The organism is Elioraea tepidiphila DSM 17972 (assembly GCF_000378465.1).
Lineage (GTDB): Bacteria > Pseudomonadota > Alphaproteobacteria > Acetobacterales > Acetobacteraceae > Elioraea > Elioraea tepidiphila.
Genome location: NZ_KB899924.1, coordinates 72074 through 90096 on the forward strand (window position 1 = coordinate 72074; position 18023 = coordinate 90096).

The 18023-nt window shown below is 71.7% G+C and carries 18 protein-coding genes; 3 read left to right on the top strand and 15 right to left on the bottom strand.

Going from position 1 to position 18023, the window contains the following annotated elements; translation table 11 throughout:
• Positions 1–119 precede the first annotated feature (119 nt).
• Complete coding sequence (locus F563_RS0112735) at positions 120–1697, bottom strand: acetolactate synthase large subunit (RefSeq protein ID WP_019015061.1); 1578 nt, start codon at positions 1695–1697, stop codon at positions 120–122.
• Positions 1698–1784: 87 nt separating this feature from the next.
• Between F563_RS0112735 and F563_RS0112740 the strand changes: the two genes are divergently transcribed.
• Together F563_RS0112740 and F563_RS22495 are read left to right on the top strand one after the other, a co-directional pair.
• Positions 1785–4076 carry a heavy metal translocating P-type ATPase gene (locus F563_RS0112740; RefSeq protein ID WP_019015062.1) on the top strand — a complete coding sequence of 764 codons (2292 nt, stop codon included), beginning with the start codon at positions 1785–1787 and terminating at the stop codon, positions 4074–4076.
• On the top strand, positions 4073–4774 hold the full coding sequence (locus F563_RS22495; protein WP_019015063.1) for an RluA family pseudouridine synthase: 702 nt from the start codon (positions 4073–4075) through the stop codon (positions 4772–4774). The genes F563_RS0112740 and F563_RS22495 overlap by 4 nt, the downstream gene beginning before the upstream one ends.
• On the opposite strand, the gene F563_RS0112750 is transcribed toward F563_RS22495, so the two are convergent.
• The 12 genes from F563_RS0112750 to ccoN form a co-directional block, all read right to left on the bottom strand.
• Positions 4764–6095, bottom strand: coding sequence for a TRAP transporter large permease (locus F563_RS0112750; protein WP_019015064.1), 1332 nt, complete (start codon positions 6093–6095; stop codon positions 4764–4766). The two genes, F563_RS22495 and F563_RS0112750, sit on opposite strands and share 11 nt — an antisense overlap.
• Positions 6096–6098: 3 nt before the next feature.
• Positions 6099–6638, bottom strand: a complete 540-nt coding sequence (locus tag F563_RS0112755; protein WP_019015065.1) for a TRAP transporter small permease — start codon at positions 6636–6638, stop codon at positions 6099–6101.
• A gap of 12 nt (positions 6639–6650) precedes the next feature.
• Positions 6651–7655, bottom strand: a complete 1005-nt coding sequence (dctP, locus tag F563_RS0112760; protein ID WP_019015066.1) for a TRAP transporter substrate-binding protein DctP — start codon at positions 7653–7655, stop codon at positions 6651–6653.
• Positions 7656–7753: 98 nt separating this feature from the next.
• Positions 7754–7945, bottom strand: a complete 192-nt coding sequence (locus F563_RS0112765; protein ID WP_019015067.1) for a hypothetical protein — start codon at positions 7943–7945, stop codon at positions 7754–7756.
• Positions 7942–8121 carry a cbb3-type cytochrome oxidase assembly protein CcoS gene (gene ccoS, locus F563_RS0112770; RefSeq protein WP_019015068.1) on the bottom strand — a complete coding sequence of 60 codons (180 nt, stop codon included), beginning with the start codon at positions 8119–8121 and terminating at the stop codon, positions 7942–7944. The genes F563_RS0112765 and ccoS overlap by 4 nt, the downstream gene beginning before the upstream one ends.
• The gene (locus F563_RS0112775) at positions 8109–10457 is read right to left on the bottom strand and encodes a heavy metal translocating P-type ATPase (RefSeq protein ID WP_019015069.1); all 2349 of its coding nucleotides are present in this window, start codon (positions 10455–10457) and stop codon (positions 8109–8111) included. Before F563_RS0112775 ends, ccoS begins: the two co-directional genes overlap by 13 nt.
• Positions 10454–10945, bottom strand: coding sequence for a FixH family protein (locus F563_RS22500; RefSeq protein ID WP_019015070.1), 492 nt, complete (start codon positions 10943–10945; stop codon positions 10454–10456). Before F563_RS22500 ends, F563_RS0112775 begins: the two co-directional genes overlap by 4 nt.
• A 2-nt stretch (positions 10946–10947) precedes the next feature.
• Entirely contained in the window at positions 10948–12450 is a 1503-nt protein-coding gene (gene ccoG, locus F563_RS0112785) for a cytochrome c oxidase accessory protein CcoG (protein ID WP_019015071.1), read from the bottom strand.
• An 18-nt stretch (positions 12451–12468) separates the two neighbouring features.
• Positions 12469–13338 carry a cytochrome-c oxidase, cbb3-type subunit III gene (ccoP, locus tag F563_RS0112790; protein WP_019015072.1) on the bottom strand — a complete coding sequence of 290 codons (870 nt, stop codon included), beginning with the start codon at positions 13336–13338 and terminating at the stop codon, positions 12469–12471.
• Positions 13339–13353: 15 nt separating this feature from the next.
• A complete protein-coding gene (locus F563_RS0112795; protein ID WP_019015073.1) occupies positions 13354–13512 on the bottom strand; it encodes a cbb3-type cytochrome oxidase subunit 3 in 159 nt (52 codons plus the stop codon).
• Positions 13513–13522: 10 nt separating this feature from the next.
• Positions 13523–14242, bottom strand: a complete 720-nt coding sequence (gene ccoO, locus F563_RS0112800; RefSeq protein ID WP_019015074.1) for a cytochrome-c oxidase, cbb3-type subunit II — start codon at positions 14240–14242, stop codon at positions 13523–13525.
• A 13-nt stretch (positions 14243–14255) separates the two neighbouring features.
• On the bottom strand, positions 14256–15725 hold the full coding sequence (gene ccoN / locus F563_RS0112805) for a cytochrome-c oxidase, cbb3-type subunit I (protein ID WP_019015075.1): 1470 nt from the start codon (positions 15723–15725) through the stop codon (positions 14256–14258).
• A 173-nt stretch (positions 15726–15898) separates the two neighbouring features.
• On the opposite strand from ccoN, the gene F563_RS0112810 reads away from it, so the two are divergent.
• On the top strand, positions 15899–16675 hold the full coding sequence (locus F563_RS0112810) for a DUF2189 domain-containing protein (protein ID WP_019015076.1): 777 nt from the start codon (positions 15899–15901) through the stop codon (positions 16673–16675).
• Here the strand turns inward: F563_RS0112810 and F563_RS0112815 are convergent, their stop codons facing one another.
• Positions 16676–17398 carry a sulfite exporter TauE/SafE family protein gene (locus F563_RS0112815; protein ID WP_019015077.1) on the bottom strand — a complete coding sequence of 241 codons (723 nt, stop codon included), beginning with the start codon at positions 17396–17398 and terminating at the stop codon, positions 16676–16678.
• Positions 17399–17441: 43 nt separating this feature from the next.
• Entirely contained in the window at positions 17442–17873 is a 432-nt protein-coding gene (locus F563_RS0112820) for a CBS domain-containing protein (RefSeq protein WP_019015078.1), read from the bottom strand.
• Positions 17874–18023: the final 150 nt, after the last annotated feature.

The following is an 18023-nucleotide window of genomic DNA, read 5'->3' on the forward strand; positions in this document are numbered from 1 at the left end:
TTCAGCGAAGGCGCGCATGTCGACCCCGGATTATCTACGCGAGTTTGCTAACCAAGCGCAACTTTCCCGCGCATTTCCGGGGGTGTCCCGCCTCGCCGCCTCCGGCACGGCTCCCCGGCTCAGGGCACCAGGAGCTCGATCAGGAACGGCCCCTTGCGGCCCATCGCGCCGCGGAGCAGGTCCGCCAGCGCGTCGAGATCCGGTGCCAGCGCACCCTCCACCCCCATGCCCTCGGCGACCTTCACCCAGTCGATGTCCGGATTGCCGAGATCGAGCATGTCGAGCGCGGTGCGGCCGGGATTGGCGCCCACGTTCATCAGCTCGTGACGCAGGATCGCGTATTTGCGGTTGGAGAAGATGACGACGCAGACATCGCAGCGCTCGCGCGCCATGGTCCAGAGCGCCTGCACCGTGTACATGCCGCTGCCGTCAGCCTGCAGCCCGATCACCTTGCGGTCCGGGCAGGCGATCGAGGCGCCGAGCACCAGCGGCAGGCCCTCGCCGATCGAGCCGCCCGTGAGCTGAAGCCAGTCATGCGGCGGCGCGGTGTGGGTGGCCGCGAAGAAGCCGCGGCCGGTGGTGACCCCCTCGTCCACCACGATCGCATGCTCCGGCATCAGCGCGCCGACCGTGGCGGCAATCCCCTCGGGCGTGATGGCACCGCCCGGCGCGCGCGGCCGCTCGCCGCCGTTCGGCGCCGGCGGCGCGACGCCCTTGGCGACATCCTCGGCGAGCGCCTCGATCGCGCCGAGCACTTCCTGGTCGGGCCGCGCCAGCACGTGCACCGCACAGCCCTCCGGCAGCAGCGAGCCGGGCTTGCCGGGATAGGCGAAGAACGCGACGGGGTGCTTCGCGCCGACCAGGATGCAGGCCTCGTAGCCGGCGAGCTTCGCCAGCGCCATGTCCACCGGATAGGGCACGCGCTCGACCGGATAGCGGCCCCTCCCCCGGGCCGTGCGCGCGTTCGACATCTGCGCCAGCACGCCGCAGCCGGTCGCGGCGGCGATGCGCCAAGCCGCGCGCTGGCCGGCCTCGGTGAGCGCCGGCCCGGCGAGCAGCAACAGCACCTTCGCCCCCTTGGCGCGCAGCACCCGAGCGACGGTCTCGAGCTGCTGCGGCGCGGGCATGACGCGCGGCGGCACGGGCAGCGGCTTCGCCGGACCTGCGGAGGGCTCCCAGGCCGTGTCGGCGGGCAGGATCAGCGTGGCGATCTGGCCCGGCGCGGTGCGCGCCGCCTGAACCGCGGCCGCGCCGTCGGCGGCGATGCCGCGCGATGACTGGCCGTAGCGCACCCAGTCGCTGAACGGCCGCGCCACCCCTTCGACATCCGCGGTCAGCGGCGCGTCCCACTGGCGGTGATAGGTCGCGTGATCGCCGACGATGTTCACCATCGGGCTCCGCGCACGCCTTGCGTTGTGGATGTTCGAGAGCCCGTTGGCGAGGCCGGGGCCACAGTGGAGCAGCGTGCAGGCGGGCTTCTCGGCCATGCGGGCATAGCCGTCGGCCGCCCCGGTCACCACGCCCTCGAACAGGCCGAGCACGCAGCGCATGCCGGGGATGCGGTCGAGCGCGGCGACGAAGTGCATCTCGGAGGTGCCGGGATTGGCGAAGCAGGTGTCCACGCCGCTATCGAGCAGCGTCTGCACCAGGCTCTCCGCCCCGTTCATGGTCTCCGCCCGCGCCTGCGTCCCGTCCATGGCCCTCTCCCTCGCGTCCTGCGCGTACCGGCCACAGGGATTGCGTCGGGTCAAGGCAGCGCGGCCGGGATGCGCCATCATGGCCGCATGGGAACGGCGTGGAACCGGCGCAACGCGCTGCTGGCCTGGGTGGCCCTCGGGCTCGCGATCGGCACGGCGCTGGCGCTCACCGATCGGGCGCTCGCCGCGCGGATCGTCTGGTCGGCCGCCGCGCTGCCGGTGGCGCTGCATGTCGGGCTGGCGGCCGCGCAGGCGCTCGCCGGCGGGCGGGTCGGCGTCGATGTGATCGCGCTCGCGGCCATTCTCGGCGCGGCCGCGCTCGACGAGGCGGCGGCCGCGGCGGTGGTGGCGCTGATGGTCGCGGGCGGCGAGGCGCTGGAGGACTGGGCGCAAGGTCGGGCCAAGCGGTCATTGACCGCGCTCGCCGCACGCGCGCCGCGACGGGCGGCGCGGCTCGCCGAGGGCACGGTGGAGGAGATCGACGCGGCGGCGATCCGACCGGGCGACACGCTGCTGGTGCGCCCGGGCGAGACCGTACCGGCCGACGGCACGCTCGCCGACGCCGAGGCGGTTCTGGACGAGAGCGCGCTCACCGGCGAGCCGCTGCCGCGCCGCCTGCGCACGGGCGCCGAGCTGCGCAGCGGCGCGGTGAACGCGGGTGCGGCGTTCCGGATGCGCGCCACCGCCTCGGCCGAGGCCAGCACCTATGCCGCGATCGTGCGACTGGCGGAGCAGGCGGCCGCCTCGCGCGCGCCGCTGACGCGGCTGGCCGACCGCTTCGCCGTCGTCTTCATCGCCGCCACCGCGGTCGTGTCGGGGCTCGCCTGGGTGTTTTCGGGCGATCCGGTGCGGGCACTCGCAGTGCTGGTGGTCGCCACCCCGTGCCCGCTGATCCTCGCCGCGCCGATCGCGCTGGTGGCGGGCGTCGGACGGGCAGCGGCGCGCGGCATCGTGGTGAAGGGCGCGGGCGTGATCGAGCGGCTCGCGCGCATCCGCATCGTGCTGTTCGACAAGACCGGCACGCTGACACCCGGCCGCCCGCGCCTCGCCGCGATCGAGACCGTGCCCGGGCTCAGGCGCGAGGCGGCCTTGCGGCTGGCGGCGGCGCTGGCGCAGGGCTCGACACATCCCGTCTCGGCCGCGCTGGTGGCGGCGGCGCGCGAGCGCGGCCTCGCCGTGCCCGCGCCCGAGGCGGCGGCCGAGACCGCCGGCGGCGGGCTGTCGGGCCATGTGGACGGGCAGGCGGTGCTGCTCGGCTCGGAGGGGTTCCTGCGCGAGCGCGGGCTCGCACCACCCGAGACTCTGGCGATCGCGGCCTCGCTGGCTGTGGCCGGCAGCGTCGCCTGGCTCGCGGTCGGCGGGCGGGTGGTCGCGGCCTTCGTGATGGCGGACGGGCTCAGGCCCGAGGTGCGGCGCACGGTGCGGCGGCTGCGCGCGCTCGGGGTCGAGCGGATCGGCCTCGTCACGGGCGACCGCGGCGAGGCGGCCGCGCCGGTCGCGGCGGTGCTGCGGCTGGACGCCGTGCATGCCGGGGTCTCGCCCGCCGGCAAGATCGCCGCGGTGCACGAGGAGCGCGCGCGCGGAACCGTCGCGATGGTGGGCGACGGGGTGAACGATGCCCCCGCGCTTGCCGCGGCCGATGTCGGCATCGCCATGGGCGCGCATGGCACGGCAGCGGCAGCCGAGGCGGCGGATGCGGTGCTGCTGGTCGATCGGGTCGATCGCGCGGCCGAGGCGATGGCGATCGCGCGCCGCTCACGGGCGATCGCGATCCAGGCGATCGTGCTGGGGATGGCGCTGTCCGGGATCGCGATGGGCTTCGCCGCGTTCGGCCATCTGCCGCCGCTGATCGGCGCGTTGGTGCAGGAGGCGATCGATGTCGCGGCGATCCTGTTCGCGCTGACCGCACTGCGGCCGGGGCGCGACGACGTCGCGCCCGCGCCGCTGCCGGACGAGGCAGGGCTGGCCGATCGGGTCGCCGAGCATGCCGGGCTGCGCCGGCTCGCCGAACGCCTCCGCGAGGGGGCGGAGGCGGTCGGCGACGGGCCGGAGTCGTTGCGCGCCCTCGCCACGCTGGAGGCGGATCTGCGGGCCGAGCTCTTGCCGCACCAGGCGGAGGAGGAGCAGGCGCTCTATCCGGCGGCGGCGCGGCGGCTGGGCGGGCGCGATCCGATGGGGCCACTGATCCGCATGCATGCCGAGATCGAGGCGCTGTGCCGGCGACTGGCCAGCCTGCTGCATCTCGCCGAGCAGCAGGACGGCTGGAACGGCGCATCGGCCGAGCTCCGGCGGACGCTGTTCGCCCTGGAGGCGCTGCTGACGCTGCATCTCGCGGCGGAGGAGGAGGCGCTGGCGGAGCTGGCGAGCGAGGCGCGGTGACGCCGGCGGTGCTGTATCGCGACGAGGCTGTGCTGGTGATCGACAAGCCGGCCGGGCTGCCGGTGCATCGCGGCCCGCGCGGCGGGGCGAGCGTGGAGGACCTGCTGGAGTCGTTGCGGTTCGGCAAGCGCCGGCTGCCGCAGCCGGCGCATCGGCTGGATGCCGACACGGCGGGGTGTCTGGTGCTGGGGCGGACCAAGCCGGCCTTGGCGGCCTTGGGGCGCGCCTTCGCCGAGGGGGCGGTGGAGAAGGTGTACTGGGCGGTGGTGCGCGGCGGCCCGACGGTGGAGATGGGCGAGATCGCCCTGCCGGTCGCGAAGCGCAGCACCCGGGAGGCGGGCTGGCGCATGGTGGTCGATCCCGCGGGTGCGCCGGCGCTGACGCTGTGGCGCGTGCTCGGGCGCGGCGCAGATCGCACCTGGCTGGAGCTGCGCCCGCGCACCGGTCGGACGCATCAGCTGCGGGTGCACTGCGCGGCGATGGGCTGGCCGATTCTCGGCGATGCCGTGTACGGTGCGGGCGAGCCCGGCGGGCTGGCGTTGCTGGCGCGCAGCATTGCGATTCCATCCCTGGGTGTCGCGGCGGAGGCGCCCGTCCCGGCGCCGATGCAGCGTCAGGGGATGGGATGGACGACGAAGGTGGAGGGGGGTCCGGGGGGACGACCGTCGTCCCCCCGGGCTGTCTTCTTCAGGTGCTGAACATGGTCGAGGGCAGCCAGGTGGCGAGCCCCGGAAACACCGTCACCAGCGCCACCGCGATGCACATCAGCACGAAGAACGGCGCGGTGGCGGCGGCGATCCGGAAGATGTTCTCCCCCGTCAGCCCTTGCAGCACGAAGAGGTTGAACCCCACCGGCGGGGTGATCTGCGCCATCTCCACCACCAGCACGATGAAGATGCCGAACCACAGCAGGTCGAACCCGGCCGCCTGGATGATCGGCAGGGCGACCGAGACCGTCAGCACGATCATCGACACGCCGTCGATGAAGCAGCCGAGCACGACATAGAGCGCGGTGAGCGCGCCGATCACGGCGTAGGGGTGGAAGCCCTGCGCGCCCACCCATTGCGCCATGGCCACGGGAATCCGGGAATACGCCATCGCCTGGGTGAGGAAGGCGGCGCCGGCGAGGATGAAGTTGATCATGCAGGAGAGGCGCACCGCGCCCATCAGGCTCGCGACGAAGCTCTCCCGCGTCAGCGTCCCGCCCCAGGCCGAGAGCAGCAAGGCACCGGCCACGCCCATCACGGCGGCCTCGCTCGCGGTGGCGATGCCACCGTAGATCGAGCCGATCACCGCGAGGATCAGCAGGATGATCGGCAGCAGCGAGGCGGAGGCATCGAGCTTCTGCCGCCAGGTGGTGGGTGGATCGCGCGGCGGCGTGCGCGACGGGTTCAACAACGACCAGAGCGCGATGTAGCCCGAGAACAGGGCGATCAGCATCAGCCCCGGGATCACGCCGGCGATGAACAGCCGCACGATCGAGACCTCGGCGGCGACGCCATAGACGATCATGATGATCGAAGGCGGGATCAGCAGCCCGAGCGTGCCGGAGCCCGCGAGCGAGCCGATCGCCATCGGCTTGTGGTAGCCGCGCGCCAGGAGCGCGGGCAGGCTCATCTTGCCGATGGTCGCGCAGGTGGCGGCGGAACTGCCCGACACCGCGGCGAAGATGCCGCAGCCGATCACGTTCACATGCATGAGCCGCCCCGGCAGGCGCTGCACCCACGGCGCGAGGCCGCGGAACATGTCCTCGGACAGCTTCGTGCGGAACAGGATCTCGCCCATCCAGATGAACAGCGGCAGGGCGGCGAGCGTCCAGGACGCCATCGCCTGCCACACGGCGGTGCCCAGCACCTTCTCGACCGGGAACTCGTTAAAGGCAGGGAACAGCATCGGCAGCACGACGATGCCGCAGAAGCCGGTCAGCATCAGCGCGAAGCCGATCCAGACGCCGAGGCCGAGCAAGCCGAACAGCACGGCGAGCAGCAGCAGCCCGGCCTCGGTGAGCTCGATCGTCACCGCTCAGAGCTCCTGCATCGCCTTCTCGACCGCGCTCGCCGGCTCGTGCCGTCGATACGAGGGCGTGCCGCCGGCGAGGACCACCACCAGGTCATCGACCAGCGCGAGCGCGAACAGCGCGCTGCCGACCACCATGGCGATCTGGGGGATCCAGATCGGCACGGCGAGCAGGCCCTGCGCGACCTCCTCGAACTCCCAGGAGTCCGACATCGTGTCGAAGCTCGCGAAGGCGAACAGCGCCGCCATCGCGGCGGCGAGTCCGAGTGCCACGATCTCCATGCCGCGCCGTGTCGCGCCGCGCGTGCGGCCGATGATCAGGTCGACGCGGATATGCGCGCCGCTGCGGAAGGCGTAGGCCAGCGGCAGCATGGCCGAGGCGGCGACGCTGAACGCGGTCAGGTCATCGCTGCCGGGAATGATCATGCCGAGCTGGCGCAGCGTCACCTGCCCCAGCACCAGCACGCCGATCGTGACAATCGCCACCGCGCCGGCGATGCCGCCGGCGAGGTAGAGCGCATCGAGGCCGCGCCGGAGCCCCCTCACGCGGGGGCGCGCTCAGACGCGCGCGATCGCGGCGCGGTAGGCGTCGATCAGCTTCTTGCCGTCTTCGCCGGCCTTGGCGAGCCACTCGTTCACCATGGTCTCGCCGATCTTCTCCAGATCCGCCATCAGCCGCGGCGCGGGCGGATCGGTCACGGCCATGCCGCGCCGGGCGAGCTCCTCCTGGCGCGTGCGCTCCTGCTCCTGCGCCATGCCCCAGCCGCGCTGCTCGGCACGCTCCGCGGCGTCGCGGATCAGCGAACGGACGTTCTCGGGCAGGGCGTTGAGCGCCCGCGTCGAGCAGAACACCGCGTTCTTGGTGCGGGTGAAGCCGACGGGGGTGAAGTGGCGCACGAAGTCCCAGGCCTGGCTGTCCACGCCCGTCGCGGCCGAGGTGACCATCGCGTTGACCACGCCGGTGGCGAAGGCCTGCGGCACCTCGGCGGCCTGCACGAGCGTCGGTGTGGCACCGACGAGCTGGGCGAAGCGCTGGGTGGCGGCGTTGAAGGTGCGGAACTTGGTGCCGCGCAGACCCTCGATCGAATCGAGCCGTTCGTTCGTGTAGAAGCCCGACTGCGGCCACGGCACCATGTAGAGCAGGGTCACACCCTGGCGCTGCAGCCGCGCCTGCACGAACGGACGCTGCAGTCCCGCGAGCACGCGCGCCTGGGTGAAGTTGGTCACCAGCATCGGGATCCCGTCCACCTCGAACATCGGGTCCTCGTTCCCGTAGGCCGAGAGCAGGATCTCGCCCATCTGCACCTGGCCGGTCTGCACGCCGCGCTTGATCTCGGGCATGCGCAGCAGCGACTGGTTGGTGTGCAGGGTGATCGAGAGCCGGTTGCCCGAGCCCTCCTCGACCTCCTTGATGAACTCGCGGATGTTCACCGTGTGGAAGTTCGCGTCCGGATAGGGTGTGGCCATCTGCCAGCGTGCGGCCTGGGCCTGCGCCGGCAGTCCGGCCAGCGCGGCGGCGCCGACAAGCGAGGAACCCAGCAGGGCGCGGCGGTTCAAGGTCATCGCGAAGTCTCCCGATATCCCGTTGTTGCCAGGGATATCAGCGGCTTCGCTCCCCGGGCGCAAGGGGGAACGTCAGGGGCGGACGGCCCGGCCGGGGGTCAGTCGCCCTTGCCGGCGTGCTGCTGGTCGAAATGGCTCTGCACCAGCTTGAACAGGAACAGCACGAAGGAGACGAACAGGATCAGACCGGAGACATAGAAGCCGGGATCCCTGGCGGCGGCGGCCATGAACAGGCCGAGCAGGGCGAACACCACGCCGAAGGCGCCGAACACCACGGTCGAAGCGTTCATGTCTTGGTCTCCTTGCGCTCATCCTGCGGCGGCGCCGCATCGTCGTCGAACAGGATCCGGTGCGCCGCGCCATCGAGATCATCGTACTGGCCCGAGCGCAGCGTCCACAGGAAAGCCGCGAGCGCGCCCAGCCCCAGCGCGAGCGACAGCGGGATCAGCAGCGTCAGCGCGTCCATGCGGGCCTCCGCTCGACGCGCAGCGCATTCAGGATCACGGTCAGCGACGAGGCCGCCATCGCTACCGCCGCGATCAGGGGCGTGACGAAGCCTGCGATCGCCAGCGGCACCGCGACCACGTTGTAGCCGAGGCTGATGGCAATGTTCTGCCGCACCAGGCGCTGGGCGCGACGGGCAACCGCGACCGTGTCGGGAACGGCGCCGAGACGGTCGGTCTGCACCACCACGTCCGCGGCGGCCTGCGCGATGTCGGCACCCGAGGCGTAGGCGATCGAAACGTGGGCGGCGGCGAGCGCCGGCGCGTCGTTCAGCCCGTCGCCCACCATCAGCGGGCGACGCCCGTCGCGCTTCAACGCCTCGAGCCTGGCGATCTTGGCCGCCGGGTCGGCGGAAGCGGTCCAGCGCGTGATGCCGGCGTCGCGCGCGGCCTCCGCCACGGCAGGCGCGCGGTCGCCGGAGAGGAGTTCGGGGACCAGGCCCTGCGCGGCCAGCGCGGCCACGGCATCGCGCGCATCCGGTCGCGGCACATCGGCGAAGGCGAAACGCACCGGCGCCGCACCGGGACGGGCCAGGAACAGCTCCATCCCGTCACCCGGCGCCGCACCGACGAACGCGGCCGAGCCGAGCCGCACCGTACCGCACGACAGGCCCTCGCCCGGATGCTCGACGACATCCGGTGCGGCCGGAACATCGGATGCGGCCGCCGCGAGCGCGCGCGCCAGCGGATGGCGCGAGGTCGCGGCCAGGGCGGCCGCGGCGCGCAGATCCTCCGCTGTCCACGCGCCGGGCTGGAGCGCCGGCCGGCCGCGCGTCAGCGTGCCCGTCTTGTCCAGCACCGCGACATCCGCCTGCGCGAGGCGCTCGAACGCGGTGCCGGAGGTGATCAGCACGCCGCGCCGCATGAGCCCGCCGGCGGCGGCGACCTGCACCGCGGGCACGGCGATGCCGAGCGCGCAGGGGCAGGTGATGATCAGCACCGCGACGGCATAAACGAGCGCCTGCTGCCAGACGACGTCGAACACGCCCCACCACAGCAGGAACGTCCCCGCCGCGAGCACATGCACCAACGGCGTGTACCAGCGCGACACCCGATCCGCGAGCGCGACGAAACGCGAGCGCGACTGCTCGGCGCGCTCCATCAGCCGCACGATCGCGGCGAGCAGGGTGCCGGCACCCGAGGCGCGCGCCTCCACCACCAGCGCCGCATCACGGTTCAGCGTGCCGGCATGCACGGTATCGCCCGGACCCGCCGCGCGCGGCAGGGTCTCGCCGGTGAGCAGGCTCTCGTCGAGCGTCGTCCGGCCCGAGAGCACCACGCCATCCACGCCGATGCGCTCGCCGGGCGCGACCAGCACCCGCTCGCCCGGACGCACCCCCTCCGGCGCGCGCGGATGCGCGACCCCGGCATGGTCGAGCACGCCGACGGGGGCGCGGTTCAGCGTCATCAGGCGCGCAGCGGCTTCGCGTGCCCGGCCGCGCGCGCGGCGGTCGAGATAGCGGCCGACCAGCAGCAGGAACACGAGCATGATCGCGGAGTCGAAATAGGCGTAGTCGCCGCCGCGGATCGTCTCGGAGAGGCTCATCGCGCAGGTCGCGAGCACGCCGAGGCTGATCGGCAGGTCGAGGCTCGCGCGGCCCGCACGCAGCGCCGTGAAGGCCGGACGGAAGAACGGCATGCCCGCGACCGCCACCGCCGGCAGCGCGATCAGCGCGGCGAGCCAGTGCATCAGGTCGCGCGTCGCCGGCCCCATGTCGCCGGTCGCGTGGCCGACCCAGACCGCGACCGAGACCAGCATGACGTTCATCGAGGCGAAGGCGGCGATCCCCATGGCGCGCAAGAGCCGCTTCGCCTCCGCCTCGTCGCCGGCGGCGAGGCAGGAGGGATCGAACGGCGCGACCGCGAAACCGAGGGCGGCGATGCGCGCGCCGAAATCGTTCGCGCGTGCGGCCGGGCCATGCCAGCGGATGGTCAGCCGGCGCGTCGAGAGCGCGACGCGCGCCCAGGTGACGTCCGGCTCGCGCGCCAGCACCTGCTCGATCAGCCAGCAGCACGCCGCGCAGGTGATGCCGCCGACCATCAGGTCGAGCGTGCGCACGTCGCCGTCGGTACGCGCACGCGCGGCGAGGTCGTGGCGCGGCGCGTCCGGCCCGGGCTTCGGCGCCTTGCCCTCCAGCCGCGCGTAGAAGCGATCGAGGCCGAGCCCGCTGATGAGGGCATGCGCGCCCGCGCAGCCGGCGCAGCAGAACCGCGCGCCGTCCGGACAGGGCGCGGCGCAATGCGCGCAGGCGGTGGTCACGCGTGGCGGGGCAAGCCGCGTTTCGGTGAACGCGTTCATCGCACGATGATCCGCTCGCGGAACTCGACCGGCCCCTCGGTGCCGCGCCGTGCCGCCAGCCGCACCTCCCACTGGCCCGCACCGTCGAGCGTGACCGGCACGACATAGCGGCCGCTGCCGGTCTGCGTCAGCGCAAGCGGGATCGGCTCGGGCCGACCGAGCGGCCGCAGCACCTTGCCCTCAATCGCGAGTCCCTCCAGCGGCGCGCCGTGGCGGTCGGTCGCGGCGATGACGAGACGCCCGGCATGCGGTTCGGTCCCCGGGGTCCAGCGCAGCTCGAACCGCCAGCCGAACGCGGCCTGACGCTCGGCTTCCGCGAGCACCTCGTTGTAGAGCCGGCCCCGCTCGTAGGCGCGATCGACCGTGGTGCCGGTGAAGGTCGAGAGTGCGAAATAGACCATCACGCCGTTGACCGCGACGACGACGCCCATGAAGGCGACGAAGGCCCACGGAATCCAGGCGCTGCGGCGTTCGGGGGCGGTCGCCATGCTCACCGCCGCGGCGCCAGGAAGACGCTGTCGTGCCGCGCTGCCTCGCGCCCGTCCGGCTCCAGCAGGCGGAACGTGACGGGCGTGCTCTCGGGCAGCGCGGCGCCGGTGCGGGCGAAGACGTGCACGCGGTGCGTCGCGACCGAGCCGGGGCGCACCGACAGGGGAATCGCCGGACCCGGCGCCTCGTCCGCCGCGAGTCCGGCCAGCGTCGCCCCCGGGAGGCCGTCGACGCGCAGCGTCAGCGTGCGGTCGTCATGGCGCTTCTCGATGATCTTCAGCGTGTAGCTGTTGCGCACCGAGCCGTCCGCCAGCGTGACGAACAGCGGGGCGCGATCGCGCAGCACGGAGAGCTCGGTGGTGTCGCGGATGGCCAGCGCACCCAGCATGATCAGGCCGACCAGGCCGAGCACGCCCGCGTAGATCATGGTGCGGGGCCGGATCACCTTGATCGGCGTGTGCGCCGCCTCGGCGACCTCGACCCGTTTGGGACCCGGCGCCAGGTGCGCGACCGCCCGCTCGCAGGCCTGGATGTCGGCGAGCGTATCAAGCGCGATCAGCCCCCGCGGCCGGCCGACCTTGTCCATGATGGCATCGCAGGCATCGATGCAGAGCCCGCAGCCGATGCATTCGAGCTGCTGGCCGTCGCGGATGTCGATCCCGGTCGGGCAGACATTCACGCACTGGCGGCAATCGACGCAGTCGCCGTGGCCTTCCCAGCTCTCGCCCTGCTTGTGCTTGCCGCGCGGCTCGCCGCGCCAGGCGCGGTAGGTGACGACGAGCGACTGCGTGTCGAGCATCGCCGCCTGGAAGCGCGGCCAGGGGCACATGTAGGTGCAGACCTGCTCGCGCGCCCAGCCGGCGAGCGCATAGGTGGTGAAGGTGAGGATGCCGACGAAGCTGTAGGTCCAGGCCCCCGCCTGGCCGGTGACGATCTCGCGCACCGCCGTCGGCGCATCCTGCACATAGAGCACGAAGGAACCGCCCGTGGCCGCGGCGATCGCCAGCCAGATCGCGTGCTTGGAGACCTTCTTCGCCCAGTACACGCCGTTCCGCGGCCCCTGGTCGAGCTTCATGCGCGCATTGCGGTCGCCCTCGATGCGCCGCTCGACCCACATGTAGAGATCGGTCCAGACCGTTTGCGGGCAGGCGAAGCCGCACCACACCCGACCGAACAGCGAGGTCACCAGGAACAGCGCGATCGCCGAGAAGATCAGCAGGAAGGTGACGAGGTAGATCTCCTGCGGCCAGACCTCGATCGGGCCGAGATAGAAACGGCGACCGGCGAGGTCGATCAGCAGGAACTGGTCCGGCGCGTCGCCCGGGCGGTGCCAGCGCAGCCAGGGCAGGACGTAGTAGACCGCCAGGGCGAACACCAGGAACGCCCACTTGAAGTTCCGGAACCGCCCCTGCACGCGCGCCGGATAGACCTTGACCCGGGCGGCGTAGAGCGACGTGGGCGCCGGGCTTGCCGGCGCCTCCGTCGCCTTCACGGGCCTGTCCATGCGCATCGCGCCCCCGCGCTACTCGCCGCCGCCGAGGGTGTGCACGTAGACGGTGAGCATGCGGATGGTCGCCTCGTCGAGCCGTCCCTGCCAGGGCGGCATCACGCCCATGCGCGGGTTGGCGATCTGCGCCGTGATCTCGCGCTTCGAGCCGCCATAGAGCCAGATCGCGTCATTGAGCGCCGGTCCGCCCTGTTCGCGCACGCCCTCGCCTTTCTCGCCATGGCAGGCGACGCATTGATCGGCGTAGATGGTGGCGCCGCGCGCGGCACTCTCGGCGTTGGTGCTGCGGCCGGTGAAGCTCAGCACGTGCTCGGCGACATCGTCGATCTCCTGGCGCGACAGGATCTGGCCATAGGCCGGCATCATGCTCATGCGCGCGTCCGGATCCTGCGTGTTGCGGATGCCGTGCAGGATCGTGGTGTGGATGTCCTCCAGCGTGCCGCCCCAGATCCAGGAATCGTCGGCGAGGCTCGGGAAGCCGCCCGGGCGGCCTTCGCCGCCGGCACCGTGGCAGGCGGCGCAGTTGTCGGCGAAGGCGACGCGCCCGCCCGCCATCGCGTATTGCAGCAGGTCCGGATCGCGGCGGAGCTCCTCGAGGCCGGCCGAGCGGATGCGCTCCAGCATCGGCGCGCGCTCGGCGTCCACCGCCCGCATCTGCTCGGCGATCGCGGTCCGCTGCGTCCAGCCCGTGGTGCCGCGCCAATGGCCCGAGAGCCCGGGGAAGGACGGATAGAGGATCGCCCAGACGACCGACCAGGCGATGGTCGCATAGAGGATATAGAGCCACCACTTCGGCAGCGGCGTGTTCAGCTCCTTGATGCCGTCCCATTCATGGCCGGTGGTCTCCTTGCCGGTGACTGCGTCCTTCTCGATCTTGGTGGGCACGAACGTGCTCCTCTCTCAGCGGTCGTCGTCGAGCGGGATGCGGCCCTGCCGCTCCAGCCGCTCCTTGTTGTGCGGCCAGAACGACCAGGCGACGATGCCGACGAACAGCAGCAGGAACCACACGGACCAGAGCTGGCGGAGCTCGGCGTAGTGGGCGGCGAGCCAGTCCATCATCGCCCCCTCCTCACTGCCGGACCGCTTCGGGCGTGACGTCGGCGAAGTCGACCAGCGTACCGAGCATCTGCATGTAGGCGATGATCGCGTCCATCTCGGTCACCCGTCCCGGATTGCCATCGAACGCGCCGGTCGGAGCCTTCGGATAGCGCTCCAGAAGCCCGGAATGATCGGCATCCGGATCGGCCTGGGCGCGCAGATCGGCCGCGGCGTTGGCGATCATCGCGTCGGTGTAGGGCACGCCGAGGCGCTGCAGGGCGCGCAGATGGCTCGTGATGTCGTCCGTGCGCAACGGGCGGAGCAGGAACCCGTAGGGCGGCATCACGCTCTCTGGCACCACGCTGCGCGGGTCGATGAAATGCTGGAGATGCCACTCGTTCGAGTACTTGCCGCCCACCCGCGCGAGATCCGGTCCGGTGCGCTTCGAGCCCCACTGGAACGGCCTGTCGTACATGGACTCGGCGGCGAGCGAGTAGTGGCCGTAACGCTCCAGCTCGTCGCGGAAGGGGCGGATCATCTGGCTGTGGCAGGCGTAGCAGCCCTCGCGCAGGTAGATGTTGCGCCCGGCGAGCTCGAGCGGCGTGTAGGGTCGAATGCCTGCGACGCGCTCGATCGTCGTCTCGATGGTGAACAGCGGCACGATCTGCACGATGCCGCCGATCGAGACCGTGATCAGCGTGAGCACCGCGAGCAGGATGACGTTGCGCTCGATGGTGGCGTGGCGGAGCATCGGCCGGCCCTCCCTACTCGGCCGCCTGCGGACGCCACGCCGGCGCGGGCTGGCGGACCGGTTCGCTCGCGGTCACGGTCTTCCAGAGGTTGTAGACCATGATCAGCGCGCCGGTGAGGTAGAGCACGCCGCCGAGCGCGCGGATCACGTAGTAGGGGTGCATCGCCGCGACCGTCTCGATGAAGCTGTATTGCAGGAAGCCGAGCTCGTCATAGGCGCGCCACATGAGTCCCTGCATCACGCCCGAGACCCACATCGCGGTGATGTAGAAGACGATGCCGAGGGTGGCGATCCAGAAGTGCCACTCGACCAGGCGTGTGCTGTACAGGCCGCGCCGCTTCCAGAGCACCGGCACGAGATAGTAGACCGCGCCGAACACGATGAACCCGACCCAGCCCATGGCACCCGAGTGCACGTGGCCGACGGTCCAGTCCGTGTAGTGGCTCAGCGCGTTGACGGCCTTCACGCTCATCACCGGGCCCTCGAAGGTGCTCATGCCGTAGAATGCGACGGCGACGACCGAGAAGCGCAGGCCCGGATCGGTGCGCAGTTTGTCCCACGCCCCCGAGAGCGTCATGATGCCGTTGATCATCCCGCCCCAGGACGGCATCCACAGCATGACGCTGAAGATCATCCCCAGCGTCTGCGCCCAGTCGGGCAGCGCGGTGTAGTGCAGGTGGTGCGGGCCGGCCCAGATGTAGAGGAAGATCAGCGACCAGAAATGCACGATCGAGAGCCGGTAGGAGTAGATCGGCCGCTCGGCCTGCTTGGGGATGAAGTAGTACATCATCCCCAGGAACCCGGCGGTGAGGAAGAAGCCCACCGCGTTGTGGCCGTACCACCACTGGATCATCGCATCCTGTACGCCCGAGGAGAGCTGGTAGCTCTTCGACGCACCCCAGGCGATCGGCAGGGTGAGGTTGTTGCCGATATGCAGCATCGCGATGGTGATGATGAAGGCGAGGTAGAACCAGTTCGCCACATAGATGTGCGGCTCCTCGCGCTTCATGATCGTGCCCATGAACACCACGAGGTAGACGACCCAGACGAAGGTCAGGAACAGGTCGATGAACCACTCCGGCTCGGCGTATTCCTTGCTCTGGCTGTAGCCCATCACGTAGGAGAGCGCGGCGAGCACGATGAAGGTCTGATAGCCCCAGAACAGGAACCAGCCGGCCTCGGACCCGCCGAACAGCCGCGCCCGGCAGGTGCGCTGGACCACGTGCAGGCTGGTGCCGAGCAGCGCGTTACCGCCGAAGGCGAAGATCACCGCCGAGGTGTGCACCGGACGGAGCCGCCCGAAGGTGGTCCACTCCAGGTCGAGGTTCAGGATCGGGTAGGCGAGCTGGAACGCGATCGTCGTTCCCATGAGGAACCCGACCACACCCCAGAAGACGGTGGCGACGATGAACGCCCGGATGACGTCCTCGACGTAGTCCGGCGCGGGCCGTGCCTGCCCCGTCGCCACAACGCTGTCCGCCATGCTACCCTCACGCCCCAGGTTCGTGCCGCCGAGCCGGCCGTGCCACTATGGCAAAAGTGGTCGCCACGCCGCGATGCAACATTGATGTGCGTCAAGGTGGCGCGCGGCGGCGCGGGCGAGAAACGCCGAGCCGCGGCCGGGCAGGGCCGCGCCCAGCGCATGGGGAAACGTGCATGACGGAGCAGGCCATCCCGGTGTTCTACGGCGAAAGTCCGCGGGTGCGGCTGGTGCCGGTGGACCGCCCCTGGACATGGCTCGCCGCCGGCTGGCGCGACGTCATGGCGGCCCCGGGGGTGAGTCTCGCCTACGGCGCGCTGATGGTGGCGCTCACCTACCTGCTGCTGATCCTGTTGCTGCAGGTGGGGGTGTTCTGGCTCATCCTGCCGATGACGGCGGGGTTCTTCTTCCTCGCCCCCCTGATGGCGGTGGGCCTCTACGAGACCAGCCGCCGGCTCGCCGCGCGCGAGCCGGTCAGCCTCGGCGCCGCGTTCGCCGCGTTCCAGCGCAACGGGCTCCAGCTCTCCTACATGGGCGTGCTGCTCGGGCTGTTCCATCTCGGCTGGGTGCGGATCGCGCTGCTGATCTTCGCCGTCTTCTTCGGCCTCGGCTTCAACCCGAACTGGGACAACCTGGTGGTGCGGCTCGCCCAGCCGGACGCGATCCCGTTCTGGGCGGTCGGCACGGCCGTCGGGGCGGTGTTCGCCGCCCTGGTGTTCGCGATCTCGGCGGTCTCGATCCCGATGCTGCTCGACCGCGACGTCAACGTGTTCGTCGCCGTCGCGACCAGCTTCACGGCGGTGCGGCGCAACTGGCCGGCGATGACGCTCTGGGCCGGGCTGATCGTCGCCTTCACCGCCTTCGGGATCATCCCGTTGTTCCTGGGCCTCGCCGTCACCATGCCGCTGATCGGGCACGCGACCTGGCACGCCTACAAGGACGTGGTGGAGTGATCAGGCGGCCCTGAACGCCAGGATCCCCAGCAGGGCGGCATTCATCACCAGCAGCGGCGCGGCGATCACGCGCGCGGCCGGCAGGAAGCGTCGCCCGAAGAAGGCGCCCGCGAGACCAACGCCCACCAGCGCCGGGACGGTGCCGAGCGCAAACCCCGCCATCGCCAGCGCGCCGCCGAGCGCGCTGCCGGTGGCGGCTGCGGCGGCGATCGCGCCGTAGAGCAGGCCGCAGGGCAGGAACCCCAGCACGAGCCCGAGCAGGAAGCGCCGTCCGCCGCGAGGGTCGGCAAGCAGCGGTGCGGCAGCGCGTGCGACCCGGTCGGCAAGCCCGGCCGGCACCGCGGGCAGCAGCGTCGCCACCTGCGCGACGGCCTGCGCCAGCATCAGCGCCGCGCCGAACGCCAGCAGCACGGCCAGCAGCGGCCGGAATCCGGCGCCGTGCACGAGCGTGCCGGACACCAGCCCCGCCGCCGCGCCGAGCCCGACATAGGTCACGCCCCGGCCGAGATGGTACGGCCCCAGCGCGCCGGCCGTGAGCCGCGTGAGCGTCGGCCGCGCCGCCAGCCCCGCGGTGACCTGCGCCACCACGAAGGGCCCGCACATGCCCGCGCAATGCGTCGCACCGCCGGCCAGCCCGGCGACGAACAGCGCGGCCGCCACGGCGATCGTCCCGTCCACGCCAAGCGCGGTCAGGCCATGCAGGCAGTTGGCGATCAGATCCATGGCGCGAGGCTAGACCCCCGCTCCGCCCGCGCCTTGCGGCGGATCAACCCGCGCCGTGCACGAAGGCGCGCAGCCCCTCCGCCTCCTGCTCGACATCCTCGATCCGCTTCTTCACCACGTCGCCGATCGAGACGAGGCCGATCAGCCGGCCGCCGTCCTTGACCGGCAGATGGCGGATGCGCCGCTCGGTCATCAGACCGAGCACCCGGTCCACCGTGTCGGACGGGTGGCCGAACACCACCTCGCGCGTCATCGCCGACGAGACGGGCATGCCGAGCGCCGCCGCGCCCTTCGCGGCGATCGCGCGGACGATGTCGCGCTCGGACAGGATGCCCACCACCTCGTCGCCCTCGCGCACCAGCACCGAGCCGATCCGCCGCTCGGTCATCAGCTTCGCTGCCGCCTCGAGCGTCTGGTCAGGGCGCGCGCTGACCACCTCGGGACCCTTGTTCGTCAGGATCGCGGCCACGGTCATGGCGTTTCCTCCGGTTCCGGTGGGAGGCTGCCCGGCGCCTCCCGGACGGGCAGGAGTGTCCCACTTCTGCAACCGCCGGCGCAACCCATGCCTCGCGGAGTGCGAGCCCGCGATCGGCTGGGGAACGGGTTCCAAGGGCCAATGGCCCTT